The organism is Rhizobium sp. 268, from assembly GCF_036571585.1.
Taxonomy (GTDB): Bacteria; Pseudomonadota; Alphaproteobacteria; order Rhizobiales; family Rhizobiaceae; genus Rhizobium; species Rhizobium redzepovicii.
In genome coordinates this window covers 167,595-190,148 of sequence record NZ_JAPPSO010000004.1, presented here as the reverse complement: position 1 = coordinate 190,148, position 22,554 = coordinate 167,595, and the positions used below count along the sequence as shown (strand labels likewise).

At 62.4% G+C, this 22,554-nt stretch carries 22 protein-coding genes; 15 read left to right on the top strand and 7 right to left on the bottom strand.

Going from position 1 to position 22,554, the window contains the following annotated elements; all coding sequences use genetic code 11:
* The first annotated feature begins 106 nt into the window (after positions 1 to 106).
* The 6 genes from OS035_RS09590 (at position 107) to maiA (ending at position 4,752) form a co-directional block, all read left to right on the top strand.
* Entirely contained in the window at positions 107 to 1,141 is a 1,035-nt protein-coding gene (locus OS035_RS09590; protein ID WP_097628509.1) for an alpha/beta fold hydrolase, read from the top strand.
* 122 nt (positions 1,142 to 1,263) lie between these two features.
* A complete protein-coding gene (locus OS035_RS09585; protein WP_183781936.1) occupies positions 1,264 to 2,004 on the top strand; it encodes a response regulator in 741 nt (246 codons plus the stop codon).
* The gene (locus OS035_RS09580; RefSeq protein WP_131711034.1) at positions 2,001 to 3,320 is read left to right on the top strand and encodes an ATP-binding protein; all 1,320 of its coding nucleotides are present in this window, start codon (positions 2,001 to 2,003) and stop codon (positions 3,318 to 3,320) included. Before OS035_RS09585 ends, OS035_RS09580 begins: the two co-directional genes overlap by 4 nt.
* A gap of 192 nt (positions 3,321 to 3,512) precedes the next feature.
* The gene (locus OS035_RS09575; RefSeq protein WP_331813636.1) at positions 3,513 to 3,929 is read left to right on the top strand and encodes an organic hydroperoxide resistance protein; all 417 of its coding nucleotides are present in this window, start codon (positions 3,513 to 3,515) and stop codon (positions 3,927 to 3,929) included.
* Positions 3,930 to 3,967: 38 nt separating this feature from the next.
* Positions 3,968 to 4,120, top strand: coding sequence for a hypothetical protein (locus OS035_RS09570; protein WP_165503901.1), 153 nt, complete (start codon positions 3,968 to 3,970; stop codon positions 4,118 to 4,120).
* Entirely contained in the window at positions 4,117 to 4,752 is a 636-nt protein-coding gene (gene maiA / locus OS035_RS09565; RefSeq protein WP_131711032.1) for a maleylacetoacetate isomerase, read from the top strand. The genes OS035_RS09570 and maiA overlap by 4 nt, the downstream gene beginning before the upstream one ends.
* Positions 4,753 to 4,796: 44 nt before the next feature.
* Here maiA and OS035_RS09560 read toward each other — a convergent pair whose 3' ends face one another.
* Together OS035_RS09560 and OS035_RS09555 are read right to left on the bottom strand one after the other, a co-directional pair.
* Positions 4,797 to 5,786, bottom strand: coding sequence for an aldo/keto reductase (locus OS035_RS09560; protein WP_131711031.1), 990 nt, complete (start codon positions 5,784 to 5,786; stop codon positions 4,797 to 4,799).
* A gap of 14 nt (positions 5,787 to 5,800) precedes the next feature.
* Complete coding sequence (locus OS035_RS09555) at positions 5,801 to 6,196, bottom strand: (R)-mandelonitrile lyase (RefSeq protein ID WP_097628515.1); 396 nt, start codon at positions 6,194 to 6,196, stop codon at positions 5,801 to 5,803.
* Positions 6,197 to 6,330: 134 nt separating this feature from the next.
* Here OS035_RS09555 and OS035_RS09550 point away from each other — a divergent pair, with 134 nt between their 5' ends.
* From OS035_RS09550 to OS035_RS09540, 3 genes are all read left to right on the top strand, one after another.
* On the top strand, positions 6,331 to 7,224 hold the full coding sequence (locus OS035_RS09550; RefSeq protein WP_097628516.1) for a LysR family transcriptional regulator: 894 nt from the start codon (positions 6,331 to 6,333) through the stop codon (positions 7,222 to 7,224).
* A 145-nt stretch (positions 7,225 to 7,369) separates the two neighbouring features.
* Positions 7,370 to 8,881, top strand: coding sequence for an ATPase domain-containing protein (locus tag OS035_RS09545; RefSeq protein ID WP_097628517.1), 1,512 nt, complete (start codon positions 7,370 to 7,372; stop codon positions 8,879 to 8,881).
* On the top strand, positions 8,856 to 11,021 hold the full coding sequence (locus OS035_RS09540) for an ATP-binding protein (protein WP_131711030.1): 2,166 nt from the start codon (positions 8,856 to 8,858) through the stop codon (positions 11,019 to 11,021). Before OS035_RS09545 ends, OS035_RS09540 begins: the two co-directional genes overlap by 26 nt.
* On the opposite strand, the gene mobB is transcribed toward OS035_RS09540, so the two are convergent.
* The 3 genes from mobB to OS035_RS09525 are packed head-to-tail and all read right to left on the bottom strand — an operon-like array spanning position 10,953 to position 13,018.
* Positions 10,953 to 11,474 (bottom strand): molybdopterin-guanine dinucleotide biosynthesis protein B, encoded by a 522-nt coding sequence (mobB, locus tag OS035_RS09535; protein WP_097628519.1) that lies wholly within the window; start codon positions 11,472 to 11,474, stop codon positions 10,953 to 10,955. The genes OS035_RS09540 and mobB overlap by 69 nt on opposite strands.
* Positions 11,471 to 12,100, bottom strand: coding sequence for a molybdenum cofactor guanylyltransferase MobA (gene mobA, locus OS035_RS09530; RefSeq protein WP_331813635.1), 630 nt, complete (start codon positions 12,098 to 12,100; stop codon positions 11,471 to 11,473). Before mobA ends, mobB begins: the two co-directional genes overlap by 4 nt.
* Positions 12,101 to 12,109: 9 nt before the next feature.
* Positions 12,110 to 13,018 (bottom strand): DMT family transporter, encoded by a 909-nt coding sequence (locus OS035_RS09525; protein WP_331813634.1) that lies wholly within the window; start codon positions 13,016 to 13,018, stop codon positions 12,110 to 12,112.
* A gap of 337 nt (positions 13,019 to 13,355) precedes the next feature.
* On the opposite strand from OS035_RS09525, the gene OS035_RS09520 reads away from it, so the two are divergent.
* The gene (locus OS035_RS09520) at positions 13,356 to 14,123 is read left to right on the top strand and encodes an SDR family oxidoreductase (RefSeq protein ID WP_097628521.1); all 768 of its coding nucleotides are present in this window, start codon (positions 13,356 to 13,358) and stop codon (positions 14,121 to 14,123) included.
* Positions 14,124 to 14,270: 147 nt separating this feature from the next.
* Here the strand turns inward: OS035_RS09520 and OS035_RS09515 are convergent, their stop codons facing one another.
* Positions 14,271 to 14,933, bottom strand: a complete 663-nt coding sequence (locus tag OS035_RS09515) for a GntR family transcriptional regulator (RefSeq protein WP_097628522.1) — start codon at positions 14,931 to 14,933, stop codon at positions 14,271 to 14,273.
* 417 nt (positions 14,934 to 15,350) lie between these two features.
* Here OS035_RS09515 and OS035_RS09510 point away from each other — a divergent pair, with 417 nt between their 5' ends.
* From OS035_RS09510 to OS035_RS09490, 5 genes are all read left to right on the top strand, one after another.
* Entirely contained in the window at positions 15,351 to 16,607 is a 1,257-nt protein-coding gene (locus OS035_RS09510) for an NRAMP family divalent metal transporter (RefSeq protein ID WP_097628523.1), read from the top strand.
* Between the two features lie 123 nt (positions 16,608 to 16,730).
* Positions 16,731 to 17,495, top strand: a complete 765-nt coding sequence (locus tag OS035_RS09505; RefSeq protein WP_097628524.1) for a LamB/YcsF family protein — start codon at positions 16,731 to 16,733, stop codon at positions 17,493 to 17,495.
* 20 nt (positions 17,496 to 17,515) lie between these two features.
* Positions 17,516 to 18,322 (top strand): putative hydro-lyase, encoded by an 807-nt coding sequence (locus tag OS035_RS09500; RefSeq protein WP_097628525.1) that lies wholly within the window; start codon positions 17,516 to 17,518, stop codon positions 18,320 to 18,322.
* Between the two features lie 7 nt (positions 18,323 to 18,329).
* The gene (locus OS035_RS09495) at positions 18,330 to 19,961 is read left to right on the top strand and encodes a 5-oxoprolinase/urea amidolyase family protein (RefSeq protein WP_131711029.1); all 1,632 of its coding nucleotides are present in this window, start codon (positions 18,330 to 18,332) and stop codon (positions 19,959 to 19,961) included.
* Between the two features lie 10 nt (positions 19,962 to 19,971).
* Positions 19,972 to 21,729, top strand: a complete 1,758-nt coding sequence (locus OS035_RS09490; RefSeq protein ID WP_097628527.1) for an acetyl/propionyl/methylcrotonyl-CoA carboxylase subunit alpha — start codon at positions 19,972 to 19,974, stop codon at positions 21,727 to 21,729.
* On the opposite strand, the gene OS035_RS09485 is transcribed toward OS035_RS09490, so the two are convergent.
* Positions 21,719 to 22,501 (bottom strand): glucose 1-dehydrogenase, encoded by a 783-nt coding sequence (locus OS035_RS09485; RefSeq protein WP_131711027.1) that lies wholly within the window; start codon positions 22,499 to 22,501, stop codon positions 21,719 to 21,721. The genes OS035_RS09490 and OS035_RS09485 overlap by 11 nt on opposite strands.
* Positions 22,502 to 22,554: the final 53 nt, after the last annotated feature.

Genomic DNA, 22,554 nt, shown 5'->3' with positions numbered 1-22,554 from the left:
CGGCGGCCGGAAGCTACATCAGCATTCAATAATGATTGCTCATGACATATCGCTGATACAAGTGGAACGTCTTTTGAGGACGTGATTCATTCGACAGGAGAGACCGATGTCAGAGCAAATCAACCATCACCGCCGCCGCTTCTTCGGCATGACGGCAATCGCCCTTGCGGCCGTCGAATTCGGCGTGGCCGGCACGGCCGTTGCTCAGTCGGCGCTGCCGGCCGTGAAGGCCGGAACCAATACGTCTTTCGAAGCGCTGAAGCGGGTGAATGCCGGGGTGCTCGATATTGGTTATGCCGAGGCGGGCAGCGCGGATGGCCCGGTTGTGCTGCTGCTGCACGGGTGGCCCTATGACATCTACAGTTTCGTCGATGTCGCGCCGCTGCTGGCCTCGGCGGGCTACAGGGTGATCGTGCCTTATCTGCGCGGTTACGGCACGACCCGGTTTCTGGACCAGGCAACGGCGCGCAATGGCCAGCCGTCGGCGCTGGCTGCCGATATGATTGCGCTCATGGATGCGCTCGATATCGAAAAGGCGGTCGTTGCCGGTTATGACTGGGGCGGGCGGACGGCAAACATTATGGCGGCATTGTGGCCGGAACGCTGCAAGGCGATGGTCTCGGTGAGCGGCTATCTGATCGGCAGCCAGGAGGCCAATTTGAAACCGCTGCCGCCGAAGGCTGAGCTGGCCTGGTGGTATCAGTTCTATTTTGCAACCGAACGCGGGCGCCTGGGTTACGAGAGCAATACCCATGATTTCGCAAAGCTCATCTGGCAGACGGCTTCGCCGAAGTGGAATTTCGACGATGCGACTTTCGACAGGTCGGCGGCCGCCTTCGACAATCCCGACCATGTCGCGATCGTCATTCACAATTATCGCTGGCGCCTGGGGCTTGCCGAAGGCGAGGCGAAATACGATGCCTATGAGAAGACGCTCGCCGCATTGCCGATGATCTCCGTGCCGACGATCACCATGGAGGGGGATGCAAACGGTGCGCCGCATCCGGAGCCCTCGGCCTATGCCGGAAAATTCTCCGGCCGATACGAGCATCGGACGATTAGCGGCGGCATCGGCCACAACCTGCCGCAGGAAGCGCCGCAGGCCTTTGCGCAGGCGGTCATCGACGTGGACCGCTTCTGATCGATGAGGCCGGCCGCAGAGCCTCGTTGCTTGGGCCGGCGGAATATGCGTAGGTCGCGTCAGCCGCCTCGATATCGAGGAGGAGGGCGCGGCCGCTTCTATCGGTAAGGGAACAGGAACATATGGATCATGTCGATCACATCCTGGTCGTCGACGACGATCGCGAAATCCGCGAGCTGGTTTCGGGCTATCTGCAGAAGAATGGCCTGAGGACCAGCACTGCTGCGGACGGGCGCCAGATGCGCAACTTTCTCGAAGCCAACGCCGTCGACCTGATCGTGCTCGACGTGATGATGCCGGGCGACGACGGGCTGGTGCTGTGCCGCGAACTGCGCGCCGGCCGGCACAAGGCGATCCCGATCCTGATGCTGACGGCCCGCACCGACGAGATGGACCGGATCCTCGGATTGGAAATGGGCGCCGACGACTATCTCGCCAAGCCCTTTGCCGCGCGCGAGCTGCTCGCCCGCATCAAGGCGGTGCTGCGGCGCACGCGCATGCTGCCGCCCAACCTGCAGATCAGCGAGGCCGGGCAGTTGCTGAGCTTCGGCGACTGGCGGCTCGACACGGTCGCCCGGCATCTTCTCGACAAGGAGGGGACTGCGATCGCACTCAGCGGCGCCGAGTACCGGCTGCTTCGCGTCTTCATCGATCATCCGCAGCGGGTTCTCAATCGCGACCAGCTTCTGAGCCTGACGCAGGGCCGCGATGCCGATCTCTTCGATCGTTCGATCGATCTCCTGGTCAGCCGCCTGCGGCAGCGGCTGGGCGACGATGCGCGAGAACCGACCTACATCAAGACGGTGCGCAGCGAAGGCTATGTATTTTCCGTTCCGGTCGAAATCACGGAGCTGCGCCAATGAGGGCGATCCCATGGTTCTCGGGTTTGATCTGGCCGAGGACGTTGCGGTCGCGAATCTTCTTGATCCTTTTGATCGGTCTCGCCCTTGCCTACGGGCTGTCCTTCAGCGTGCTCTATATGGAGCGCACCATGTCGGCCAAGGCGGTGATGCTCGGCACGCTGGAGAATGATGTCGCAACGTCTATCGCCGTTCTCGACCGGCTTCCGCCGGGCGAGCGCGGCGATCTCCTCGATCGGCTGAGCCGCGGCAATTACCGCTTCGTGCTCGGGCCCGGACTTCCCGGCGTGCCCGACACGTCAAGCAAAGGGGCCGAGATATCGGGCAAGATCGAGGAGGCGATCGGGCATCGCTTTCCGATCAGCATCGAACGGATTCCGGGTGCGGTGAACCGATTGCAGGCGCATCTGACGCTGAGCGACGGAAGCCCGCTGACGATCGACGTCACGCCGAAGGGCGTCATGCCGATCGCCGGATGGCTGCCCTATGTCTTCGTCATCCAGATGCTGCTGCTCATCCTCTGCACCTGGTTCGCGGTTCGCCAGGCGATCCGGCCGCTGGGTGCGCTTGCGGCCGCGGCCGATGCCCTCGACCCCAACAAGGACGGTCCTGCTTTGACCGAGGCCGGTCCGAGCGAGGTCGCGCATGCGGTGAGGGCATTCAATGCGATGCGGGAGCGGATCGCCCATTACCTCGAAGAGCGCGTGCAGATACTGGCGGCCATCTCGCACGATCTGCAGACGCCGATCACCCGCATGCGGCTGCGCGCCGATATGGCGGAGGATTCACCCGAAAAGGAAAAGCTGGTGCATGATCTCGGCGAGATTCAGCGCCTCGTCCAGGACGGTATAGCCTATGCGCGCAGCGCCCACGGCAGCGGCGAGAAGAATGCCCGCATCGATCTCGCCTCGTTCATCGACAGCATATCCTATGACTATCAGGACACCGGAAAGGCGGTGACCGTCGTCGGGCTGGTTCAGGGCGCCGCCTTGACCAAGCCGCATGCCCTTCGCCGCATCCTGTCGAATTTCATCGACAATGCGTTGAAGTTTGCGGGTGCTGCCGAAATCAGCGTCGAGCACAATGCGGAAAACAATGTCGTCATCACCGTGATGGATCGGGGGCCTGGAATTCCTGAAGACATGCTCGAAGCCGCCATGCAGCCGTTCTTCCGGCTGGAGCAATCCCGCAACCGGGAGACGGGCGGCACGGGTCTTGGTCTTGCGATCGCCCAACAACTGACGGCCAAGATCGGCGGATCGCTCCGGCTCTACAATCGCGCCGGCGGCGGGCTGGCGGCGGAAGTCACCCTTCGGTGATGCTGGCCTGCCGGAAAAATTTCCGGCGGTTTGTATGGGATAATGTCCTGGATGCCGGATGCTACGTTTTGTGACATTTCGGCCGATTTCGGAAACATGCCGGATATAACAGTCGGTCAAACCTCACTCCGTTCAACCCGATCGCCTGAGGCGATCCGATCGCGAGTAGCGACCGAGACAAGGAGTGTTTCCATGACCAAGATCGACAAGGTTCTTTATACCGGCAAGACCCGCACCACCGGTGGGCGCGACGGCGCTTCGCAGAGCGATGACGGAGAGCTAAATATCAAGCTCTCGCCGCCCGGCAGCGCGCGGCCGGGCACCAATCCCGAACAGCTTTTCGCCGCCGGCTGGTCGGCCTGCTTCATCGGCGCAATCGGCATAGCCGCAGGCAAGCTGAAGGTCGGGCTTCCGGCGGAGACCGCGGTGAATGCCGAGGTCGATCTCGGATCGACCGACGGCGGGTATTTCCTGCAAGCCCGCCTCAATGTCAGCTTGCCTAGCATCGAAGCGGATGTCGCGAAGGCGCTGGTGGATGAGGCGCACCGGACCTGCCCCTATTCGAAGGCCACGCGCGGCAATATCCATGTCGAATTGATCGTTGTCTGACGGATAGCGACCGATCGGCCTCGCCGATGGAGGTTTTGATGCGATTGATGATCATCTGCATTCTGGGCGCGACGGTCTTCGCCGCGCCCTGCATCTACGACGTAAGTTCGCGGGAGCCTTCGCCGCTCGCCGGCCTTGTGACGGCGGCGTCCACGGTTTCCTCTTCAGGCCATCAGGGAGAAAGACAGTGAAACTCTATCAGAACGAAATTTCCTCGGCGACCTCAAGAGTTCGGATCGCGCTCGCCCTTAAGGGGCTGACGGCCGAGGTGCTGCCGATCTCCATTCTCGGCGAAGAGGCCGAGAGCCGGCAGGCCGGATATCGCAGCGTCAATCCGCAAGGGCTGGTGCCGGCCTTGCTGACGGATGATGGCGTTCTCATCACCCAGTCGCTGGCGATCGTCGAATATCTCGACGAGGTCCAGCCGCAACCGGCCCTGCTGCCCGACACAGCGGAGGGCCGGGCGCTGGCGCGGTCGATCGCCCTGGCGATCGCCGCCGAGATCCATGCGCTGCTGCCGCCGCGGATCGGGCTGCATCTCAAAACGACCTTCCAGGCCAATGCCGATGCCATCGCCGGCTGGAGCCGCCATTGGGTCGGCGAGGGAATGGCGGCTGTGGAGACGATGATTGCCGGCCGGAGGCCGGGCGCCTTCGCCGTCGGCGACCGGCCTGGCGTTGCCGATATCTTTCTCTTCCCGCAGGCGATCAGCGCCCGACGCATGGGCTTCGATCTCGCCCGGTGGCCCAGTATTGCCGAGATTGTCGGCAGGCTCGAGACAATCCCGGCTTTCCAGGAGAACGCGCCGGCGCCGAGACGATGACGCGATGAAGAAGCGGCCGCAAACGATGGCGGCCGCTTCTGTTCTCAGCGGTTGACCCTTGCCTGCAGATGCGCGGGATAACGATCGCCTTTCACCTTGATGGTGGCGAGCGCGCTTTCAATATTGCCGAGATCCTCAACAGTAAGTTCGACCTCGGCGGCTGCGATGTTCTCGTCAAGCCGATGCAGTTTGGTGGTGCCGGGGATCGGTACGATCCAGGGTTTCTGCGCCAGCAGCCAGGCGAGCGCCACCTGGGCCGGGGTGACCTTCTTGTGCGCAGCGATCTCTGCGAGGAGATCGACGAGCACCTGGTTGGCCTTTCGCGCGTCTGCCGAAAACCGCGGAACGATGTTGCGAAAGTCCTTGCTGTCGAAGGTTGTGGTTTCGCTGATCGCGCCGGTGAGGAAGCCCTTGCCGAGCGGACTAAACGGCACGAAGCCGATTCCGAGTTCCTCCAGCACCGGCAGGATCTCTTGCTCGGGCTCGCGCCACCAGAGCGAATATTCGCTCTGCAGCGCCGTCACAGGCTGGACGGCATGGGCGCGCCGGATCGTCTGGGCGCCGGCTTCGGAGAGCCCGAAATGCCGGACCTTGCCTTCCGCGATCAACGCCTTGACCGTGCCGGCGACGTCCTCGATCGGAACATCCGGATCGACGCGATGCTGGTAGAACAGATCGATGACATCGGTCTTCAAGCGCTTCAGCGCCTGGTGGGCCACCGCGCGGATCTGTTCCGGGCGGCTGTTCATGCCGCTCTGGCCACCATTGGCATCGAAGTTAAAACCGAATTTTGTGGCGATCACCACCTCGTTGCGAAAGGGGGCAAGCGCCTCTCCCAGAAGCTCTTCGTTCTTGTAGGGGCCATAGGCCTCGGCCGTGTCGAAGAGGTTCACGCCGCGTTCGAATGCCCGCTGGATTAGTGCTGTCGCTTCCTGAATACCTGTCGCCGGGCCATAACCGTAACTCAGCCCCATGCAGCCGAGACCGATGGCCGAGACATGAAGTCCGCTCTTTCCAAGCTCACGTTTCTGCATAGAAGTTTCCTTTTCTAACCTTGGTATTGCGTGTCGGTGACATGCTCCAGCCAGTCGACAACCTTGCCATCGAGCTGTTCCTGGATGGCGATATGGGTCATCGCCGTCGTCGGCGATGCGCCGTGCCAATGGCGTTCACCCGGGGCGAACCAGACGACGTCGCCGGCGCGGATCTTCTCGACGGGGCCGCCCTCGCGCTGCACGCGACCGCAACCCGACGTGACGATCAGCGTCTGGCCGAGCGGATGGGTGTGCCAGGCGGTGCGGGCTCCGGGCTCGAAGGTGACGCTGGCGCCGGCCGCACGTGCGGGGCTGGTCACGGCAAACAGCGGGTCGACACGCACGCTGCCGGTAAACCAATCGGCTGGTCCGTTTGCCGAAGGTTGCGAACCGCTTCGCTTGATATCCATTCTTGTCTTCCTTTCGATGTCGGGCTTTCGATGTCGGGGTGGACATGTCCACTCGAGTGAAAAGGTATTTAGGGCGTGCGCCTGATCGCGATTAGATGGTATAAACGGCAAGAACCCATGAGAAAGTTTCATAAATGCCGCGCCCCGCCGTCAACGACCTCATCGCCTTCCTCGCCGTTGCACGCGCACAGAGCTTCACAAAGGCGGCGGGTAAGCTGGGTGTGTCGCAATCGGCACTCAGCCACACCATCCGCGGGCTCGAGGAGCGACTTGGACTGCGATTGCTGACACGCACGACCCGCAGCGTCGCGCCGACAGAGGCCGGCGAACGCCTGCTCGTCTCCATCGGGCCGCGCCTCGACGAGATCGAGAGCGAGCTGGCCGCCTTAAGCGCGTTTCGGGAGAAGCCGGCAGGCACCATTCGCATCAATGCGGGCGAGCATGCGGCCAATGCCGTCCTTTGGCCCGCCTTGGCAAAGCTCCTGCCTGAATATCCCGATATCAATGTCGAAATCATCGTCGACTACGGTCTGACCGACATCGTCGCGGAGCGCTACGATGCAGGGGTGCGGCTTGGAGAACAGGTAGCGAAGGACATGATTGCGGTGCGCATCGGCCCCGACATGCGCATGGCCGTAGTCGGCGCTCCCGCCTATTTCGACACCAGGCCGAAGGCGCTGACGCCGCAGGACCTTACAGATCACAATTGCATCAATCTGCGCCTGCCGACCTATGGCAGCGTTTATGCATGGGAGTTCGAAAAGGACGGGCGCGAGCTCAGAGTTCGGGTCGAAGGGCAATTGGTTTTCAACAATATAGCGCTGCGGCTGAACGCAGTACTGGCAGGTCTGGGGCTGGCATACATGCCGGAGAACTTGGTCGAGGCGCATCTGGCCGATGGACGACTGGTGCGCGTCCTCGAGGATTGGTGCCCGCCGTTTTCCGGCTACCATCTCTACTATCCGAGCCGCCGGCATACGTCGCCGGCATTTGCCCTCGTCGTCGATGCACTTCGCTATCGAGCATAAGCGCTCGCCGTTTCGCACCGCCCGGACAGGCATATATCCGAACCACTGGTGATCGGCTCTTGGCGGAAGCGAAATCATGCCTGCCAGTGATTTGACATTCCTTCGTTCGCCGCTAATTCACACTTGAAATTGAAGGAAACAGTGAATGAATACTGCGGCACCTGCCACGAAAGCCCGGACCGGCGTGTCCGGTTTGGATACAGTTCTGGCCGGGGGGCTTTCGCCGGGGCACGTTTTCCTCCTGGAGGGAAATCCGGGAGCTGGCAAAACGACGATTGCGCTGCAGTTCCTGATCGAAGGTGCACGGCTCGGCGAGCAGGGGCTCTACATCACCCTTTCGGAAACCGAGAGCGAACTTCGGGCCGGTGCCGCATCTCACGGCATGGTGATCGATGGCAATATCGAGGTCTTCGAGGTCGTGCCTCCGGAAAGCCTGCTGGATGCCGACCAGCAGCAGAGCCTGCTTTATTCGTCGGATCTTGAACTCGGAGAGACGACAAAGGAAATCTTTGCCGCTTTCGAGCGGATTAAGCCACGTCGCGTGGTTCTCGATAGTCTGTCGGAGATAAGGTTGCTCGCGCAAAGTTCACTGCGCTACCGCCGCCAGATCCTGGCGCTCAAACATTATTTTGCCCGACAAGGCGCGACAGTGCTTCTGCTCGATGATCTGACGTCCGAGGTGCTCGACAAGACAGTGCACAGCGTCGTGCACGGCGTCATCCATCTCGAAGAGATGGCACCGAGCTACGGCTCCGAACGCCGACGTCTGAGGGTCATAAAATATCGCGGACAGGCCTTCCGCGGCGGCTATCACGATTTCATCATCCAGACTGGTGGCGTTATCGTCTTTCCGCGGCTCGTCGCCGCCGAACACAGGTCGAATTACGCCCGTGATCAGATTTCCTGCAATATTCCAGAACTGGACCTTCTTTTAGGAGGTGGCCTTGAGCGAGGTTCCAGTACGCTCATCCTTGGTCCTGCCGGCACCGGCAAAAGCACGTTTTCGTTTCAATTCCTGATGGCTGCGGTTGCGCGCGGCGAGAAAGTGGCGGCCTTCATTTTTGACGAGGAGCTGGGCCTGCTCTTCACGCGGCTGAAGGCGCTCGGAATGGATCTCGAAGCCATGCGAAACGCGGGCTATATTCACATCGAACAGCTCGATGCCGCCGAACTGTCGCCGGGCGAATTCGCCCACCGCGTGCGCAATTGCGTCGACAAGTCGGATGCGAAAACCGTCATCATCGACAGTATCAACGGTTATCAGGCTTCGATGCCGGATGAGAATTCGTTAATTCTTCATATGCATGAGTTGCTGCAATATTTGAACAGGCAAGGCGCCAACACCTTCCTCACCGTTGCCCAGCACGGCTTGGTCGGTGATATGAAGGCGCCCGTCGACGTCACCTATCTCGCCGACACCGTCATTCTGCTGCGCTACTTCGAGGCTGCGGGAAAGGTGCGGCGTGCGGTCTCGGTGATCAAGAAGAGGACCGGCTTTCACGAGGATACCATCCGGGAATATCGTATCGACGGTTCCGGCCTGAGGTTAGGTGATCCTCTCGTGGGGTTCCAGGGCGTGCTTCGCGGCGTTCCCGAATTTGTCACGACCTCAACGCCGCTCCTCGCGACCGATGGCGGGGATAGCGGCAATTCCTAATTCCGGCAAACCGAAAGCATTGATCTACACGCCTGCCGGTCGCGATGCCTGGGTGGCGAGATCGTTGGTCGATGAGGCCGGATTGGCATCGATTGCTGCCACTGACCTGCCTATGTTCGCGTCATTGCTCAGCGATGACATTGCGCTTGGCGTGCTGACGGAAGAGGCCGTTCGCTCAAGCGATCTCAAGCCGATTGCCGCTTGGGTTTCGGCCCAACCGAGCTGGTCGGACCTGCCGTTCATCGTCCTCACTCAACGCGGTGGAGGACCTGAGCGAAATCCCGCCGCTGCCAGGCTTTCCGAGGTTCTTGGCAACGTCACATTCCTGGAAAGGCCGTTCCATGCGACCTCCTTCATCAGCGTTGCCCGGACCGCATTGAAGGGGCGCCTGCGCCAATATGAAGCGCGAGCCCGGCTCGAGGCTCTGGGCGAGGGAGAACGACGGTTGCAGACGGCGCTTGCCGCCGGTCGTCTCGGGGCGTGGGAGCTGGAGCTGTCCTCGATGGCCCTGTCTGCTTCGGCGACCTGCAAAGCGGTCTTCGGCCGAGGGCCGGATGACGATGTCACGCGCGACGATCTGATCGCAAGCATCCACCCCGACGACCGGGATAGTGTGCTGGCACGCCTGCGCCAGACGATCGATACTGGACGCGACTATTCGATCGAGCACAGGACGATCTGGCCGGATGGATCGCTGCATTGGACCGAGGTCCACGCGCAGCTCTATTCCGACAGATATGGTTCCGCCAGGAAACTCGTCGGCGTCTGCTCCGATACCACCGTCCGCAAGACCATCGAGGAAAATCTGAAACGGCTCAATGAGAACCTCGAAGAGCGTGTGAGGGAACGGACCAAAGAGGTCAACGCCGCTCACCAGACTCTGCTCGAGGAAGTCGCCCAGCGTGAAAGAGCCGAGGAGCAGCTTCGCCAATCGCAGAAGATGGAGGCGATCGGCCAACTGACCGGCGGCGTCGCACACGATTTCAACAATCTGCTGATGGTCGTTCTCGGAAATCTGGAGTTGCTCGGCAAGCATGTTGCCGGAGATGGCAAGGCGACGCGTCTGGTCGACGGGGCGATTCAGGGCGCGCGGCGCGGGGCGGCGCTGACGCAGCGGCTGCTGGCTTTTGCCAGACAGCAGGATCTGCAGGTCAAGCCCGTCGATCTGGCCGAGCTGGTCTCCGGCATGAACGACCTGTTGCGGCGTTCGGTCGGACCCTCGATCAGCATCGAAACCAACCTGCCGGCGACGCTGCCGCCGGCGCTGGTCGATGCGAACCAGCTGGAATTGGCGCTACTCAATCTTGCGGTCAATGCCCGCGATGCGATGCCGGATGGCGGGACGCTGTCCATATCGCTGCGTGATGCGCAGGTGGCCGGCGATGACGGCATTCTCGACAAGGGCGCCTATCTGGTGTTGGCGGTGGCCGACAGCGGCACCGGCATGGACGCGGAGACGCTGAAGAAGGCAATAGATCCGTTTTTCTCGACCAAGGAACTCGGAAAAGGCACGGGCCTCGGCTTATCGATGATCCACGGACTTTCCGTTCAGCTGAATGGCGCACTTCGGCTGACAAGCGAACTTGGAGTCGGAACGACCGCTGAATTGTGGCTTCCGGCGACCGAACGGCGCCCCGAGCGGGCGATCGAAGCCGAACTGCCCGTTCCCCAAGCTGCATCCAGACTTAAGATCCTGCTCGTCGATGACGATGCTTTGATCGCCATGAGTTCGGTCGACATGCTTGAAGATCTTGGCCACGAGGTCGTCGAAGCAAACTCCGGCGCGCAGGCGCTGGAACTGATCAGCAGCGGTCAGCATTTCGACCTTGTCATAACCGACTATTCGATGCCTGGTATGACCGGCGCACAGCTTGCCCGGGCCGCACGGGACATTCATCCGGCGTTGCCGATCGTGCTGGCGACAGGTTACGCCGATCTTCCTGCCGGCACCGATATAGATCTTCCGAGATTGGCAAAGCCCTATGATCAGTCTCAACTCGCCAAGGAAATCGCCAAGGCGATGGCAAGCGAAACGGCTCCGCTTCTTAGATCCGGCGGCGACGCAGGTGGTTCAAAGCTTCGCCTGTCCAAGGCCAACGGTGCCGGCGATGAAATCGGCGATGGCGCCTGTGTCGTCTAGATCGAAGACCGGCAGGGCTGTATCCGTAACGGCGTGATCGGCGGCGATGGCGCAGATATGGGGATCGCTCGACGCCAGCGGCTGGCGATTGGCGGCTTCCAGCCGGCGGGCCTCGATCTTCGGGATCGGCTCGCGCTTGTAGCCTTCGATCAGCACGAGATCGCAGGGCGCAAGACGCGCAAGGATCTCCTCGAATTCCGGTTCGGGCGCGCCGCGCAGCTCATGCATGATGGCGTAGCGGGTGCCGGAGACGATGGTGACCTCATGGGCGCCGGCCTCGCGGTGGCGGTAGCTGTCGGCGCCGACCTTGTCGATATCGAAATCATGATGGGCATGCTTGATCGTCGAGATCCGGTAGCCACGGCGGGTGAATTCCGTCACCAGCCGGACGGCGAGCCCCGTCTTGCCCGAGTTCTTCCAGCCGGCGATGCCGAAGATTTTGGGTGCGGTCATGCGCGAAGGGCCTCCAACCAGCGTTCGGCTTCGACGAGATCATCCGGCGTGTTGATGTTGAAGAAAGGATCGAGCAGGCTGGCGCGGGTCGGATGCAGCGGAAATGATACTTCCGTAACGTCATGCCGTGACAGGAAGTCACGCACGCGGCGCTTTTCGTCGGTGACGATCCAGGCTTCGAGGTCGGCGGCGAGTATCGCCGGCCAGAGCCCAAAGACGGGATGGCTGCGGCCCTCGGAGGCGGCGATGGCGATCTGCGACGGGCGCTCGAGCGCTGCCGCCAGCCGGGCGACGAGATCGGCCGGGAAGAACGGGCAATCCACCGAGACGGTGACGACATGGGTGATCCCGGGAAGGCCGGCAGCATAGACCATCGCCGCATGGATGCCGGCCAATGGCCCGGCCTTGCCGGGAAAATGGTCGGGGACTGCAGGCACATCCTCGGCGGTGGCATCGGCATTGACGGCAACAGAGAGGACTTGCTGCGAGAAGCGGGTCAGGACATGTCGGAGCAGGCTTTCGGCCCCGAGCATTGCGCCCGCCTTGTCGCTGCCCATTCGCTGCGAGCGGCCGCCGGCCAGCACGACGCCTGCTATATCGGATCTGCCGAGCGAGAATTCAGTCATCATCCTACCTCAAACCGGTGAGCGCGGCGCAGATTCCTGCGCGATCGGCGGCACGCGGCGCTTGGCTTCACGATAGAACGTATAGAGGCCAGAAGCGATGACGATCGCAGCACCCACAAGCATCCAGCTGTCAGGCACTTCGGCAAAGAAGAAGAAGCCGAGCAGCGAGGAAAAGATGAGGCTCGTATAGCGAAACGGCGCGACGAAGGAAATTTCGCCGGTGCGCATGGCGAGGATGACCGACTGGTAGCCAACGAGCACAAGCACCGAGGCAAGCAGAAGATGACCGAGCGACGTGGCGCTGACCGGTTGCCAGCCGCCGAGCACCGGGATGAGCAAAGCGCCGAAAAAGGAGATGGAGATGGCGGTGATGACGGTGATCATCAGCGAGGGAATCTCCGGATCGATCGAGCGGGTGGCGAGATCGCGGCCGGCCGTCGTCAGCACCGCGCCGACGCAGAGCAGGGCGGCAGCGGTGAATCCTTCCGGACCTGGGCGAATGATGATCATCACGCCGACCAGGCCGACAAGGATCGCCGACCAGCGCCGCCAGCCGACGGGCTCATTGAAGAAAAGCGCAGCGCCGAAGGTGACGACCAGCGGCAGCGACTGCAGGATCGCCGAGGCATTGGCGATCGGCATCATGCCGAGCGCGGTGATATAAGTGACGGCGGAGAACATCTCGCAGACGATGCGGTGGATGATGATCGGCTTCAGCACGACGCGCCAGGAGCGCAGAGCGCCCATTTTCCAGGCGATCAGATAGACGAGCAAGCTGGTGAAGAGGCCGCGCAGGCACATGATTTCGCCGGCGTTCATGGAGGCGATCACCGATTTGGAGAGAGCGTCGCTCGCGGAAAACCCGGCCATCGCCATGCTCATATAGATGGCGCCCTCAGTATTGCGTGACCGCGGCATGAAGAGATTCCCTTACGTGTGCGTCCCTTCTTAATCGGGAAGAACAATCAAGGGAATCGGATGAATGTCACACGCTGGATAAATCGATGGTGCAGCGCACAATGGCGCTGACGCTGCGGCAGCTGCGTATGTGGAAAGTCCGGCAAGGCGGCGTTTTGCAACGCGAATTTCGATATTCCGATGCGGCGTCGAGGCTTTTGTCCGCTGCTGCGAGGGGCTGATCGTTGGCCGAAAGCATCGGCTGTCGGCGGTTTTCGTTTGTCCGCGCGGGAAACGGGTGGCTGCATCGCCCGATGTTTGAGATTCCGGATGCCTCGACAATTGAGGAGAAACGGACATGAGACTTCTGAACGACAAGGTCGCGATCATCACCGGCGCAAGCTCCGGCATTGGCCGCGCCGCGGCGAAACTCTTTGCACGGGAGGGCGCCAAGCTCGTGGTCACCGGAAGGCGACAAGAGGCGCTCGACGCCGTCGTCGCCGAAATCGAGGCGGAGGGTGGGCAGGCCGTCGCAATATCGGGCGACATCAGGGACGAGGGGCTGCAGGCCAGGCTTAGTGAAACGGCTGTCTCCCGCTTCGGCGGACTCGACATCGGTTTCAACAATGCCGGCATTCTCGGCGAGATGGGGCCGGTGGCGGAACTGTCGCCGGAGGGCTGGCGCGAGACGATCGAGACCAATCTCACCGCGGCCTTCGTCGGCGCCAAATACCAGTCGGCAGCGATGGGAAAAGGCGGCGGATCGCTGATCTTCACCTCCACCTTCGTCGGCCACACCGCCGGCATGCCGGGCATGGCCGCCTATGCGGCGAGCAAGGCGGGGTTGATCGGCTTCGTTCAGGTGCTCGCCGCCGAACTCGGCCGGCGGAACATCCGCGTCAACGCCCTGCTGCCCGGCGGCACTGACACGCCGGCCAGCATCACCAACGCGCCTGACGCGACCGAGGAACTGCTCGCCTTCGTCGAGGGGCTGCATGCGCTGAAGCGCATGGCGCAGCCGGAAGAGATCGCCAATGCGGCGCTCTTCCTTGCGTCTGATCTGTCGAGCTTCGTGACGGGGACGGCGATGCTCGCCGATGGTGGGGTTTCGATCAGCCGGACGTAGGATGGGCGAGGGCGGGATCGGCAGCCTATGGCCGCGGACCTGTTGAAATCCATCCGCCACCGATGGCCATGCGCCGCGGGGCTATTGTCGCAACCAGAGACGAATCGTCCTTTAAGCGGCATCGAAACGCGCGGCCGAGCGTGCAATTCATTTGGCGCCGCCAATTCGCGAGAAAGCGGCCAGAACAGTGCGCTCGGACTGCATCAGATACGCCTCAAGTGCCGCGGAGGCTTCGGCCGTCATCCCTGCCTCAAGCTTTTCAAGGATTGCCGCATTAAGATCGACGTAGGGAGCGTGCAACAGCTCGGGATCGGAGAGCAGGCCGAAGCTGAGGCGCAGCTCTGCGGCGATCTGCGCATAGAAGGTGTTCAGACGGTGACTGTCGGCGAGATCTACGATCGCCGCGTGAAAGACCATGTTCTCACTGCCGACCATACCCCAATCCTTGGCCTCGCGCGCGAGCTTGGCACGCGTGACTGCCGCGCGCATTCGTGCCACCGCCGGATGGTTGGGATACGCCTTGGCGAGCGCCTGGCATTCGATCACACGGCGCACGCGATAGATGTCGATGATCGAGGCCATACTGGGTGTGGCGACAAAAACGCCGCGATTGGGCTCGTGCCGCAAGAGCCCTTCTTTTGTCAGAAGCCGGAATGCCTCACGCAAAGAGTTGCGCGACACATCCAGACCGGCACTTAGCGCTGTCTCGGAAAGGCGCTGGCCCGGCTTCAATTCGCCAGCAATCAGTTTGTCGCGGATTTCCTCCGCCAGGCGCGGCGCGAGCGCCGATGTGATATTTTGTTCGACCATCAAATCCCCTAATGCACAGACACGAGTGAAACCTCCGCGCCCTTGCGCACCGGTATAGCGGTTTGCATCTCCGGGAGCCATAAGAGGAGTGGCTTGACCACGCGGACTGGGGCAACGCCAGACGCCGTACATGGCCCCTCGGGCAGACAGAAAGTGAAAGCCCCCGCAACCCGTTCCTTATCGTTGATGCACGAAAGGAGGCAAGAGCCACTTCGGATGTGGCCGGAACTTGCAACAATAAAGGACACCTGGTCCAAGTGCGTTTGTTGCGGCCGAATTGCAGTTATTTGGTAGAACGATACAGCAAAATCGTTGAACAATCTTGACAGAATTGTAAAACGTGTCACCGTGATGCTGTCAACAAACCTAGGCAGCCCGCCGAGATCTCGGCGTCGGCCTGCACATAAGGAGGGGTTCATGGAACAGTCAGCAATTTCAATGACAACCGTTGCGCCGGCGCGGATGTCGGCCAAGTCGCGCCGCGCTGCGCTCGTGGCGGCCATCTTCCTGATGGCCACGTCTGCCATCGGTCCGGGCTTCATCACCCAGACGGCGACGTTCACAACAAAACTCGGTGCGGCCTTCGCCTTCGCGATCCTCGCCTCTATCCTGATCGATTTCGTCGTTCAGCTGAATATCTGGCGGATCGTCACGCTGACGAAGATGCGGGCTTCCGACCTCGCCAACGCCGCCCTCCCGGGCTCCGGCTATCTGCTCGCAATTCTCGTCATCGTCGGCGGATTATTCTTCAACATCGGCAACATCGGCGGCACAGGCCTCGGCATCAATGCGATGATCGGCCTTGATCCGAAGCTTGGCGGGGCGATCAGCGCGCTGCTTTCGATCGGCATCTTCCTGTCGAAGCGTGCCGGCATGGCGATCGATCGCTTCATTGTCCTGGCCGGTATCCTGATGATCGCCTTGACGGTCTATGTTGCCTTCGCATCGGCGCCGCCGGTTGGCGACGCGCTGTTCCAGACCTTTCTGCCGTCCACCATCGATTTCGCTACCATCACCACCATCGTCGGCGGCACGGTCGGGGGCTATATCACCTATTCCGGCGCCCACCGACTGCTCGACAAGGGCACGGTCGGCATCGAGAATCTCGGTGCGGTCAACCGTGCAGCGCTGACGGGCATCGCTGTCACCGGCCTCATGCGCTACGTGCTTTTCCTGGCCGTCCTCGGCGTGGTTGCGGGCGGAGCCGTCATCGATGTTTCCGGCGCGGGTGCGAATCCGGCTGCCCAGGCTTTCCAGGCCGCCACTGGCAACATTGGCCTGCGCATCTTCGGCGTCATCTTCTGGGCTGCTGCGATCACCTCAGTCATCGGTGCCGCTTACACGTCGGTCTCGTTCGTCACGATTTTCAAGAGAGACATCACCGAACGGGCCCGCAGCATCGCGACTGTCATCTTCATTGCCGTGTCGCTGTTCTTCTACGTGATCATCACCACGCCGCCGGCACAGATGCTGGTCTTCGTCGGGGGGCTGAACGGCCTGATTCTGCCGATCGGCCTGTCGATCTTCATCTATGCGGCCTGGGCCCGGTCCGACCTGATGGGAGGCTATCGGTATCCGCGTTGGCTGCTGGTGCTCGGCGTACTGGTCTGCGCACTGACCTGGTACATGGGCTACAAGTCGATCGGCCCGATCTTCGCGCTGCTTGCCGCGTAACGCGGGACGAGGAGGGCGCGGGCGCCTTTGCGCCCGGGCCCCGCTCTGACTTTTTGAATCAATCACGCTTTCGGTTCCGGACAGCCCGGCCTACATCGTTCGTGATTCACAGGGAGATCTGACATGACTGCCATCGATCTGAACAGCGATCTCGGCGAAAGCTACGGCGCCTGGGGCATGGGCGACGACGCGGCTATGCTGGCCATCGTCTCCAGCGCCAATATCGCCTGCGGCTTCCATGCCGGCGATCCGCTCGGCATTCTGAAGACTGTCAAAGCCGCCGCTGAAAGGGGCGTTTCGGTCGGAGCCCATGTTTCCTATCCCGACCGAGTCGGCTTCGGACGGCGCGACATGGGCGTCACCAGCCCGGAACTGACCGCCGACGTCATTTATCAGATCGGCGCGCTGAAAGGCGTCGCCGCTGCTGCGGGCGTCGTAGTCGGCTACGTTAAGCCGCACGGCGCGCTCTACAACCGCATTGCCCACGATCCAATACAGGGCCAGGCGGTGATCGACGGCATCAAGGCGATCGATCCGGACCTGGTTCTAATGGGCCTGGCCGGAGCACCCATCCTCAAACTCGCGCACAAATCCGGCCTCAAGACCGTGGCCGAGGCCTTCGCCGACCGCGCCTATACGGCCGGCGGGGAACTCGTTTCGCGTCGTGAACCGGGCGCGGTTCTGCACGACACAACCGTGATCGCCCGTCGCATGCTGCAACTTGCTCACGAGGGTACGATCGAAGCGATCGACGGCTCGACCATCAAGGTCGATGCTCAGTCGATCTGCGTCCATGGCGACAGCCCCGGTGCGGTCGCGATCGCCCAGGCGATTCGTCAGGCCTTTGAGACCGACGGGATCACCGTTCGCTCGTTCCTGGCGGCGTGAGCAAACATTTGGAGGAAACCATGATTGCGATTGAGAACCTTGGTCACATCGATGCCGAAGCGGCGCGCCTCGCGCGCCGGCGCTATCGGGCCGGTAATGCCGAGCCGACGTCGGGTGTGGCGCCGGGATTTACCCAGGCAAACATGATCGTCCTGCCGCGCGACTGGGCCTTCGATTTCCTGCTCTTTGCGCAGCGCAATCCGAAGGCCTGCCCATTGCTCGACGTTTCCGATCCCGGCTCGCACATGACGCTTCTGGCTCCGGGGGCCGATCTTCGCACGGATCTGCCGCTCTATCGCATCTGGCGCGACGGCAAGCTCGCCGAGGAAATCGCGGATGCGACGACGGCCTGGGCGGAACGCCCCGACCTCGTCAGCTTCCTCATCGGATGCAGCTTCACCTTCGAAACGTCGATGGCCGAGGCGGGCATCGAGATCCGGCATATCACCGACAAGTCGAACGTTCCGATGTATCTGACCAACCGCGCCTGCCGCCCGGCAGGCCGGCTGCGCGGCAACCTGGTCGTATCGATGAGGCCGATCAAGGCGAGCCGCGTCGCCGATGCCGCGACCATCTCCGGTCGCTTCCCGGCGGTGCACGGCGCACCTGTCCATATCGGCGCGCCGGAAGAAATCGGCATCCGAGACCTGTCGAAGCCGGAATTCGGCGAGCCGGTGCGTATCGAGCCTGGTGAAATCCCGGTGTTCTGGGCCTGCGGCGTGACCCCGCAGGCCGCCGTGATGGCATCCGGCGTGCCCTTTGCCATCACCCATGCGCCGGGGCATATGTTCATCACCGACATTCCCGACACCGCCTATCACGCCTGAGGATCCGATGCGCTTCCTGCCCGTCAACCTGACGACCCTTCTGGTCGAACTCGACGATCTCGACCAGACGCTGGCGCTGTTTGCTTCGCTCGAAACCGATCCGGTGGAGGGCATCGAAGAGATAGTGCCGGCCGCACGCACGCTGATGATCGGCTTTCGCGCAGAAAGGCTCACCGCGGAACGGCTTGCCGGCGAGATCGCCACCCGCGACCTTTCGGCCCGCATCGCGCCGTCCGACCAGCTCGTCGAAATCCCGGTTCACTATGACGGCGAAGACCTTGCCGATGTGGCGCAACTGACCGGTCTGTCAGTCGAAGAGGTCATCCGTCGTCACACCGAGAGCACCTTCACCGTCGCCTTCTGCGGCTTTGCCCCCGGTTTCGGTTATCTTGTCGGTGGTGATCCCGCGCTGCATGTGCCGCGGCGCCAAAGCCCGCGGACTCGGATTCCGGCGGGATCGGTCGCTCTTGCTGGCGCCTTTTCCGGCGTCTATCCGCAGGCAAGTCCCGGCGGCTGGCAGATCATCGGCACGACGTTGGAAAAAATGTGGGACCTGTCGCGCGATCCGCCGGCCTTGTTCCAGCCCGGCTACCGGGTGCGCTTCTTCGATCTCGAAAAGCGGACGGTTGCGATTTCCACTCTGGCGACGAAGGTCGCAGATGCGGGCCCGGCCGAGGTCTCCGGCGGGGCTGTCACACTAAAGGTCCTGGCCGCACCCATGCCGGCACTGTTTCAGGATCTCGGCCGCTTCGGCAAGACCGGCCAGGGCGTGTCCTCCTCAGGCGCGCTCGATCGACGGGCACTCAAGGCGGCCAACCGTGTGGTCGGCAATGCTGCCGGCACCCCGTGCCTCGAAATCACCCTCGGCGGATTTTCTTTCGAGGCGTCGGGCCGGACGGTGATGGCACTGACCGGCGCGCCCTGTCCGATATCGATCCGCGATGCCTCAGGGCGCACCATTGCCGCCGAAACCTATCGGCCCATCTCGCTGGAGCCCGGCGATGTGGTGACGCTCGGCCATGCGCCGCGCGGCATGCGAAGCTATTTGTCGATCCGCGGCGGTCTCACTGTCGAGCCGGTGCTCGGCAGCGCCTCGACCGATACGCTTGCCTTCATCGGCCCGGACCCGGTCACGGCAGGGACGATCTTGACACTGCAAACGGCGACGCAGTCTCTCGGCAGCGTATCGCTTTCCGAAGCGCCGGCCTTCGCGTTTCCGGCTTCCGGCGAGATCGTGACGCTCGACGTGATCATGGGACCGCGCAGCGACTGGTTCACCGAGGCCGCCATCACCAGTTTCTCGGGTCAACTCTGGCAGGTGACCCCGCAGTCCAACCGTGTCGGTATCCGTCTTTCCGGCGACATCGCCATCGAGCGTAAGGACAAGACGGAGCTGCCGAGCGAGGGAACCGCAACCGGCGCGATCCAGGTGCCGCATAGCGGCCAGCCGGTGCTTTTCCTTGCGGACCATCCGTTGACCGGCGGTTACCCGGTCATCGGCACGGTCGCCGAATATCATCTCGATCTCGCCGGGCAGATCCCGGTCAATGCCCAGATACGCTTCCGGCCCGTGACGAGGTTTGCCGATGTTCGGCCGCACGTGCCCGACACCAAAGCCCGGCCGCCAAGAAATAAGTGAGGAGACATCCATGCAGAAAGTCCTGATCGCCAACCGAGGCGAGATTGCGGTGCGCATCATCCGGGCTTGTCGCGACCACGGCCTGCAATCGGTCGCCGTCTATGCCGATCCGGACATGGATGCGCTCTTCGTCAAGCTGGCGGACGAAGCCTACGGGCTCTCCGGCAGCCGTCCGGCGGAAACCTATCTCGATATCGACAAGCTGATCGACATTGCCAAACGTTCGGGCGCCGACGCCGTTCATCCCGGCTACGGGTTCCTGTCCGAGCGTGCGGAGTTCGCCCGAGCCGTCATCGATGCAGGCCTCATCTGGATCGGACCGGATCCGCATGTCATCGAAGCCCTTGGCGACAAGGTCGAGGCCCGGCGCATTGCGCTGAGTGTCGGTGCGCCTCTCGTCGCTGGCAGTGACGGTCCGGTCGAGACCGCTGCGGAAGTCACCGCCTTTGCTGAAAAACACGGTCTGCCCGTTGCCATCAAGGCGGCGCATGGGGGCGGCGGACGCGGCCTGAAGGTCGCCTGGAAGATGGAGGAGGTGGCGGAACTCTACGAATCCGCCGTGCGTGAGGCCAAGGCCGCCTTCGGCCGCGGCGAGTGTTTCCTCGAACGCTTCCTCGATCGTCCGCGCCACATCGAGGCGCAGGTGCTGGCTGACAAACATGGCAATGTGCTGGTTCTCGGCACCCGTGACTGCTCGCTACAGCGGCGCAACCAGAAGCTCGTCGAGGAGGCGCCGGCACCGTTTCTTTCCGACGCTCAGCGCCAGTCGATCCACGACGCCGCGAAGAAGATCTGTGCGGCGGCCGGCTACTCGGGGGCGGGAACGGTCGAGTTCCTGCTCGGTGTCGACGGTACGATCTCCTTCCTCGAAGTGAACACGCGCCTTCAGGTCGAGCATCCGGTAACCGAGGAGACGACCGGCATCGATCTCGTGATCGAGCAGTTCCGCATCGCCGATGGCCTGCCGTTGCGCGTCACCGAAACGCCTGCCCCGCGTGGCCACTCGATCGAGTTCCGTATCAACGCCGAAGATCCCGGCCGTGGCTTCTTGCCGACACCCGGCGCGATCACGGCTTTCGACGCGCCCTCCGGTCCCGGCATCCGTCTCGACACCGGTGTCGGCGTGGGCTCGACCGTTCCCGGCACCTTCGATTCGCTGATGGCGAAGCTGATCGTCACGGGCAGTACCCGTGAGGAGGCGTTGAGCCGCGCCCGCCGTGCCCTCAAGGAGTTCAGGATCGAGGGCGTCGCAACGGTCCTTCCCTTCCACCGCGCCGCGATCGAGACAGAAGAATTCATCGGCGAGACAGGATTCAAGGTGCACACGCGCTGGATCGAGACCGGCTTCGCCGATCGGCTTTCGGCCGTCGCCCGGCCCGAGCCGGTTGCCGATGGCCACCTGATCCGCACCCACGTCGAGATCGATGGTAAGCGACATGAACTCGGCATTCCCGCGGCGCTCCTTGCCGGTCTCGGCGGACTTGCAGGCGCGGGTAGTGGAGGTGCGACAGCGGCAAGGACCGACGACGCGGCGACCATAACCGCACCGATTTCCGGCACGCTGCAGGCGTTCAAGGTCGAAGATGGCGCGGAGGTTGTTGCCGGTGATCTCATCGCCGTCATGGAGGCGATGAAGATGGAAACCCAGGTCACGGCATCGCGGGCAGGCAAGATTCGGATCAAGGTAGAAGTTGGCGGATATCTTCAGGCGGGAGCGGAAATCGCCCGCTTCGAGGAGCCGGTGTCCTCCGCTCCACCTACGACATGATCAACCCGCCATCGACATTGATCGTCTGGCCGGTGATGTAGGCGGCGTCGTCGCTGGCGAGGAAGGTGACCAGTCCGGCGACGTCTTCGCCGGAGCCGGCGCGTTTCATCGGGATGCCTTCGACCCATTCCTTCATCAGTTCGCCGGGGGCGTAGTTGCCAAGCAGCTTGCCCCAGGCTTGGTCGTTATAGGCCCACATGTCGGTTTCGATGATGCCGGGGCAGAAAGCGTTGACGGTGATGTTTTCGGTCGCGACTTCCTTGGCCAGGCTCTGGGTGATGCCGACGACACCCATTTTCGAGGCGGCATAATGCGGCGTAAAAATGAAGCCGTCGCGGGCCTGGCCGGAGGCGGTGTTGATGATGCGGCCGCCGCGCTTGTGCTTGCGCATGCGCGATATCGCCTCTTGAGCGCAGAGGAAGACGCCCTTGGTGTTGACGGCCATGACCTTGTCCCACTCGTTCTCGGTCAAGTCCTCGACGCGGGCGATGGTGATGACGCCGGCATTTTGGATCGAGACGTCGACAGAGCCGAATTCCGTCTCGGCCGCATCGTAGAGGGCGATGACGCTTGTTTTGTCGGTAACGTCGCCGATGAAGGAGATTGCCTTGCCGCCTTCGGCCCGGATCTGCTCGGCAACGCCGTGGACCAGATCCTCGTTGGCCGAAACGACAAGGTTGGCGCCTTCGCGGGCAAAACGCCTGGCGATGGCCGCGCCGATGCCGCGGCTGCCTCCGGTAATGACGACAGTCTTTTGCTCAAAGCGTTTCATGCTCTTTCCTTCGCGGTATCGTCGATAAACAGCAAATCTGGATGCCTGCCTTA

What these genes read in the sequence shown, in the direction of transcription:
- OS035_RS09590 (WP_097628509.1), top strand. Translation starts at nt 107, where the DNA reads ATGTCAGAGCAAATCAACCATCACCGCCGCCGCTTCTTCGGCATGACG.
- OS035_RS09585 (WP_183781936.1), top strand. Translation starts at nt 1,264, where the DNA reads ATGGATCATGTCGATCACATCCTGGTCGTCGACGACGATCGCGAAATC.
- OS035_RS09580 (WP_131711034.1), top strand. Translation starts at nt 2,001, where the DNA reads ATGAGGGCGATCCCATGGTTCTCGGGTTTGATCTGGCCGAGGACGTTG.
- OS035_RS09575 (WP_331813636.1), top strand. Translation starts at nt 3,513, where the DNA reads ATGACCAAGATCGACAAGGTTCTTTATACCGGCAAGACCCGCACCACC.
- OS035_RS09570 (WP_165503901.1), top strand. Translation starts at nt 3,968, where the DNA reads ATGCGATTGATGATCATCTGCATTCTGGGCGCGACGGTCTTCGCCGCG.
- OS035_RS09560 (WP_131711031.1), bottom strand. Translation starts at nt 5,786, where the DNA reads ATGCAGAAACGTGAGCTTGGAAAGAGCGGACTTCATGTCTCGGCCATC.
- OS035_RS09555 (WP_097628515.1), bottom strand. Translation starts at nt 6,196, where the DNA reads ATGGATATCAAGCGAAGCGGTTCGCAACCTTCGGCAAACGGACCAGCC.
- OS035_RS09550 (WP_097628516.1), top strand. Translation starts at nt 6,331, where the DNA reads ATGCCGCGCCCCGCCGTCAACGACCTCATCGCCTTCCTCGCCGTTGCA.
- OS035_RS09545 (WP_097628517.1), top strand. Translation starts at nt 7,370, where the DNA reads ATGAATACTGCGGCACCTGCCACGAAAGCCCGGACCGGCGTGTCCGGT.
- OS035_RS09540 (WP_131711030.1), top strand. Translation starts at nt 8,856, where the DNA reads ATGGCGGGGATAGCGGCAATTCCTAATTCCGGCAAACCGAAAGCATTG.
- mobB (WP_097628519.1), bottom strand. Translation starts at nt 11,474, where the DNA reads ATGACCGCACCCAAAATCTTCGGCATCGCCGGCTGGAAGAACTCGGGC.
- mobA (WP_331813635.1), bottom strand. Translation starts at nt 12,100, where the DNA reads ATGACTGAATTCTCGCTCGGCAGATCCGATATAGCAGGCGTCGTGCTG.
- OS035_RS09525 (WP_331813634.1), bottom strand. Translation starts at nt 13,018, where the DNA reads ATGCCGCGGTCACGCAATACTGAGGGCGCCATCTATATGAGCATGGCG.
- OS035_RS09520 (WP_097628521.1), top strand. Translation starts at nt 13,356, where the DNA reads ATGAGACTTCTGAACGACAAGGTCGCGATCATCACCGGCGCAAGCTCC.
- OS035_RS09515 (WP_097628522.1), bottom strand. Translation starts at nt 14,933, where the DNA reads ATGGTCGAACAAAATATCACATCGGCGCTCGCGCCGCGCCTGGCGGAG.
- OS035_RS09510 (WP_097628523.1), top strand. Translation starts at nt 15,351, where the DNA reads ATGGAACAGTCAGCAATTTCAATGACAACCGTTGCGCCGGCGCGGATG.
- OS035_RS09505 (WP_097628524.1), top strand. Translation starts at nt 16,731, where the DNA reads ATGACTGCCATCGATCTGAACAGCGATCTCGGCGAAAGCTACGGCGCC.
- OS035_RS09500 (WP_097628525.1), top strand. Translation starts at nt 17,516, where the DNA reads ATGATTGCGATTGAGAACCTTGGTCACATCGATGCCGAAGCGGCGCGC.
- OS035_RS09495 (WP_131711029.1), top strand. Translation starts at nt 18,330, where the DNA reads ATGCGCTTCCTGCCCGTCAACCTGACGACCCTTCTGGTCGAACTCGAC.
- OS035_RS09490 (WP_097628527.1), top strand. Translation starts at nt 19,972, where the DNA reads ATGCAGAAAGTCCTGATCGCCAACCGAGGCGAGATTGCGGTGCGCATC.
- OS035_RS09485 (WP_131711027.1), bottom strand. Translation starts at nt 22,501, where the DNA reads ATGAAACGCTTTGAGCAAAAGACTGTCGTCATTACCGGAGGCAGCCGC.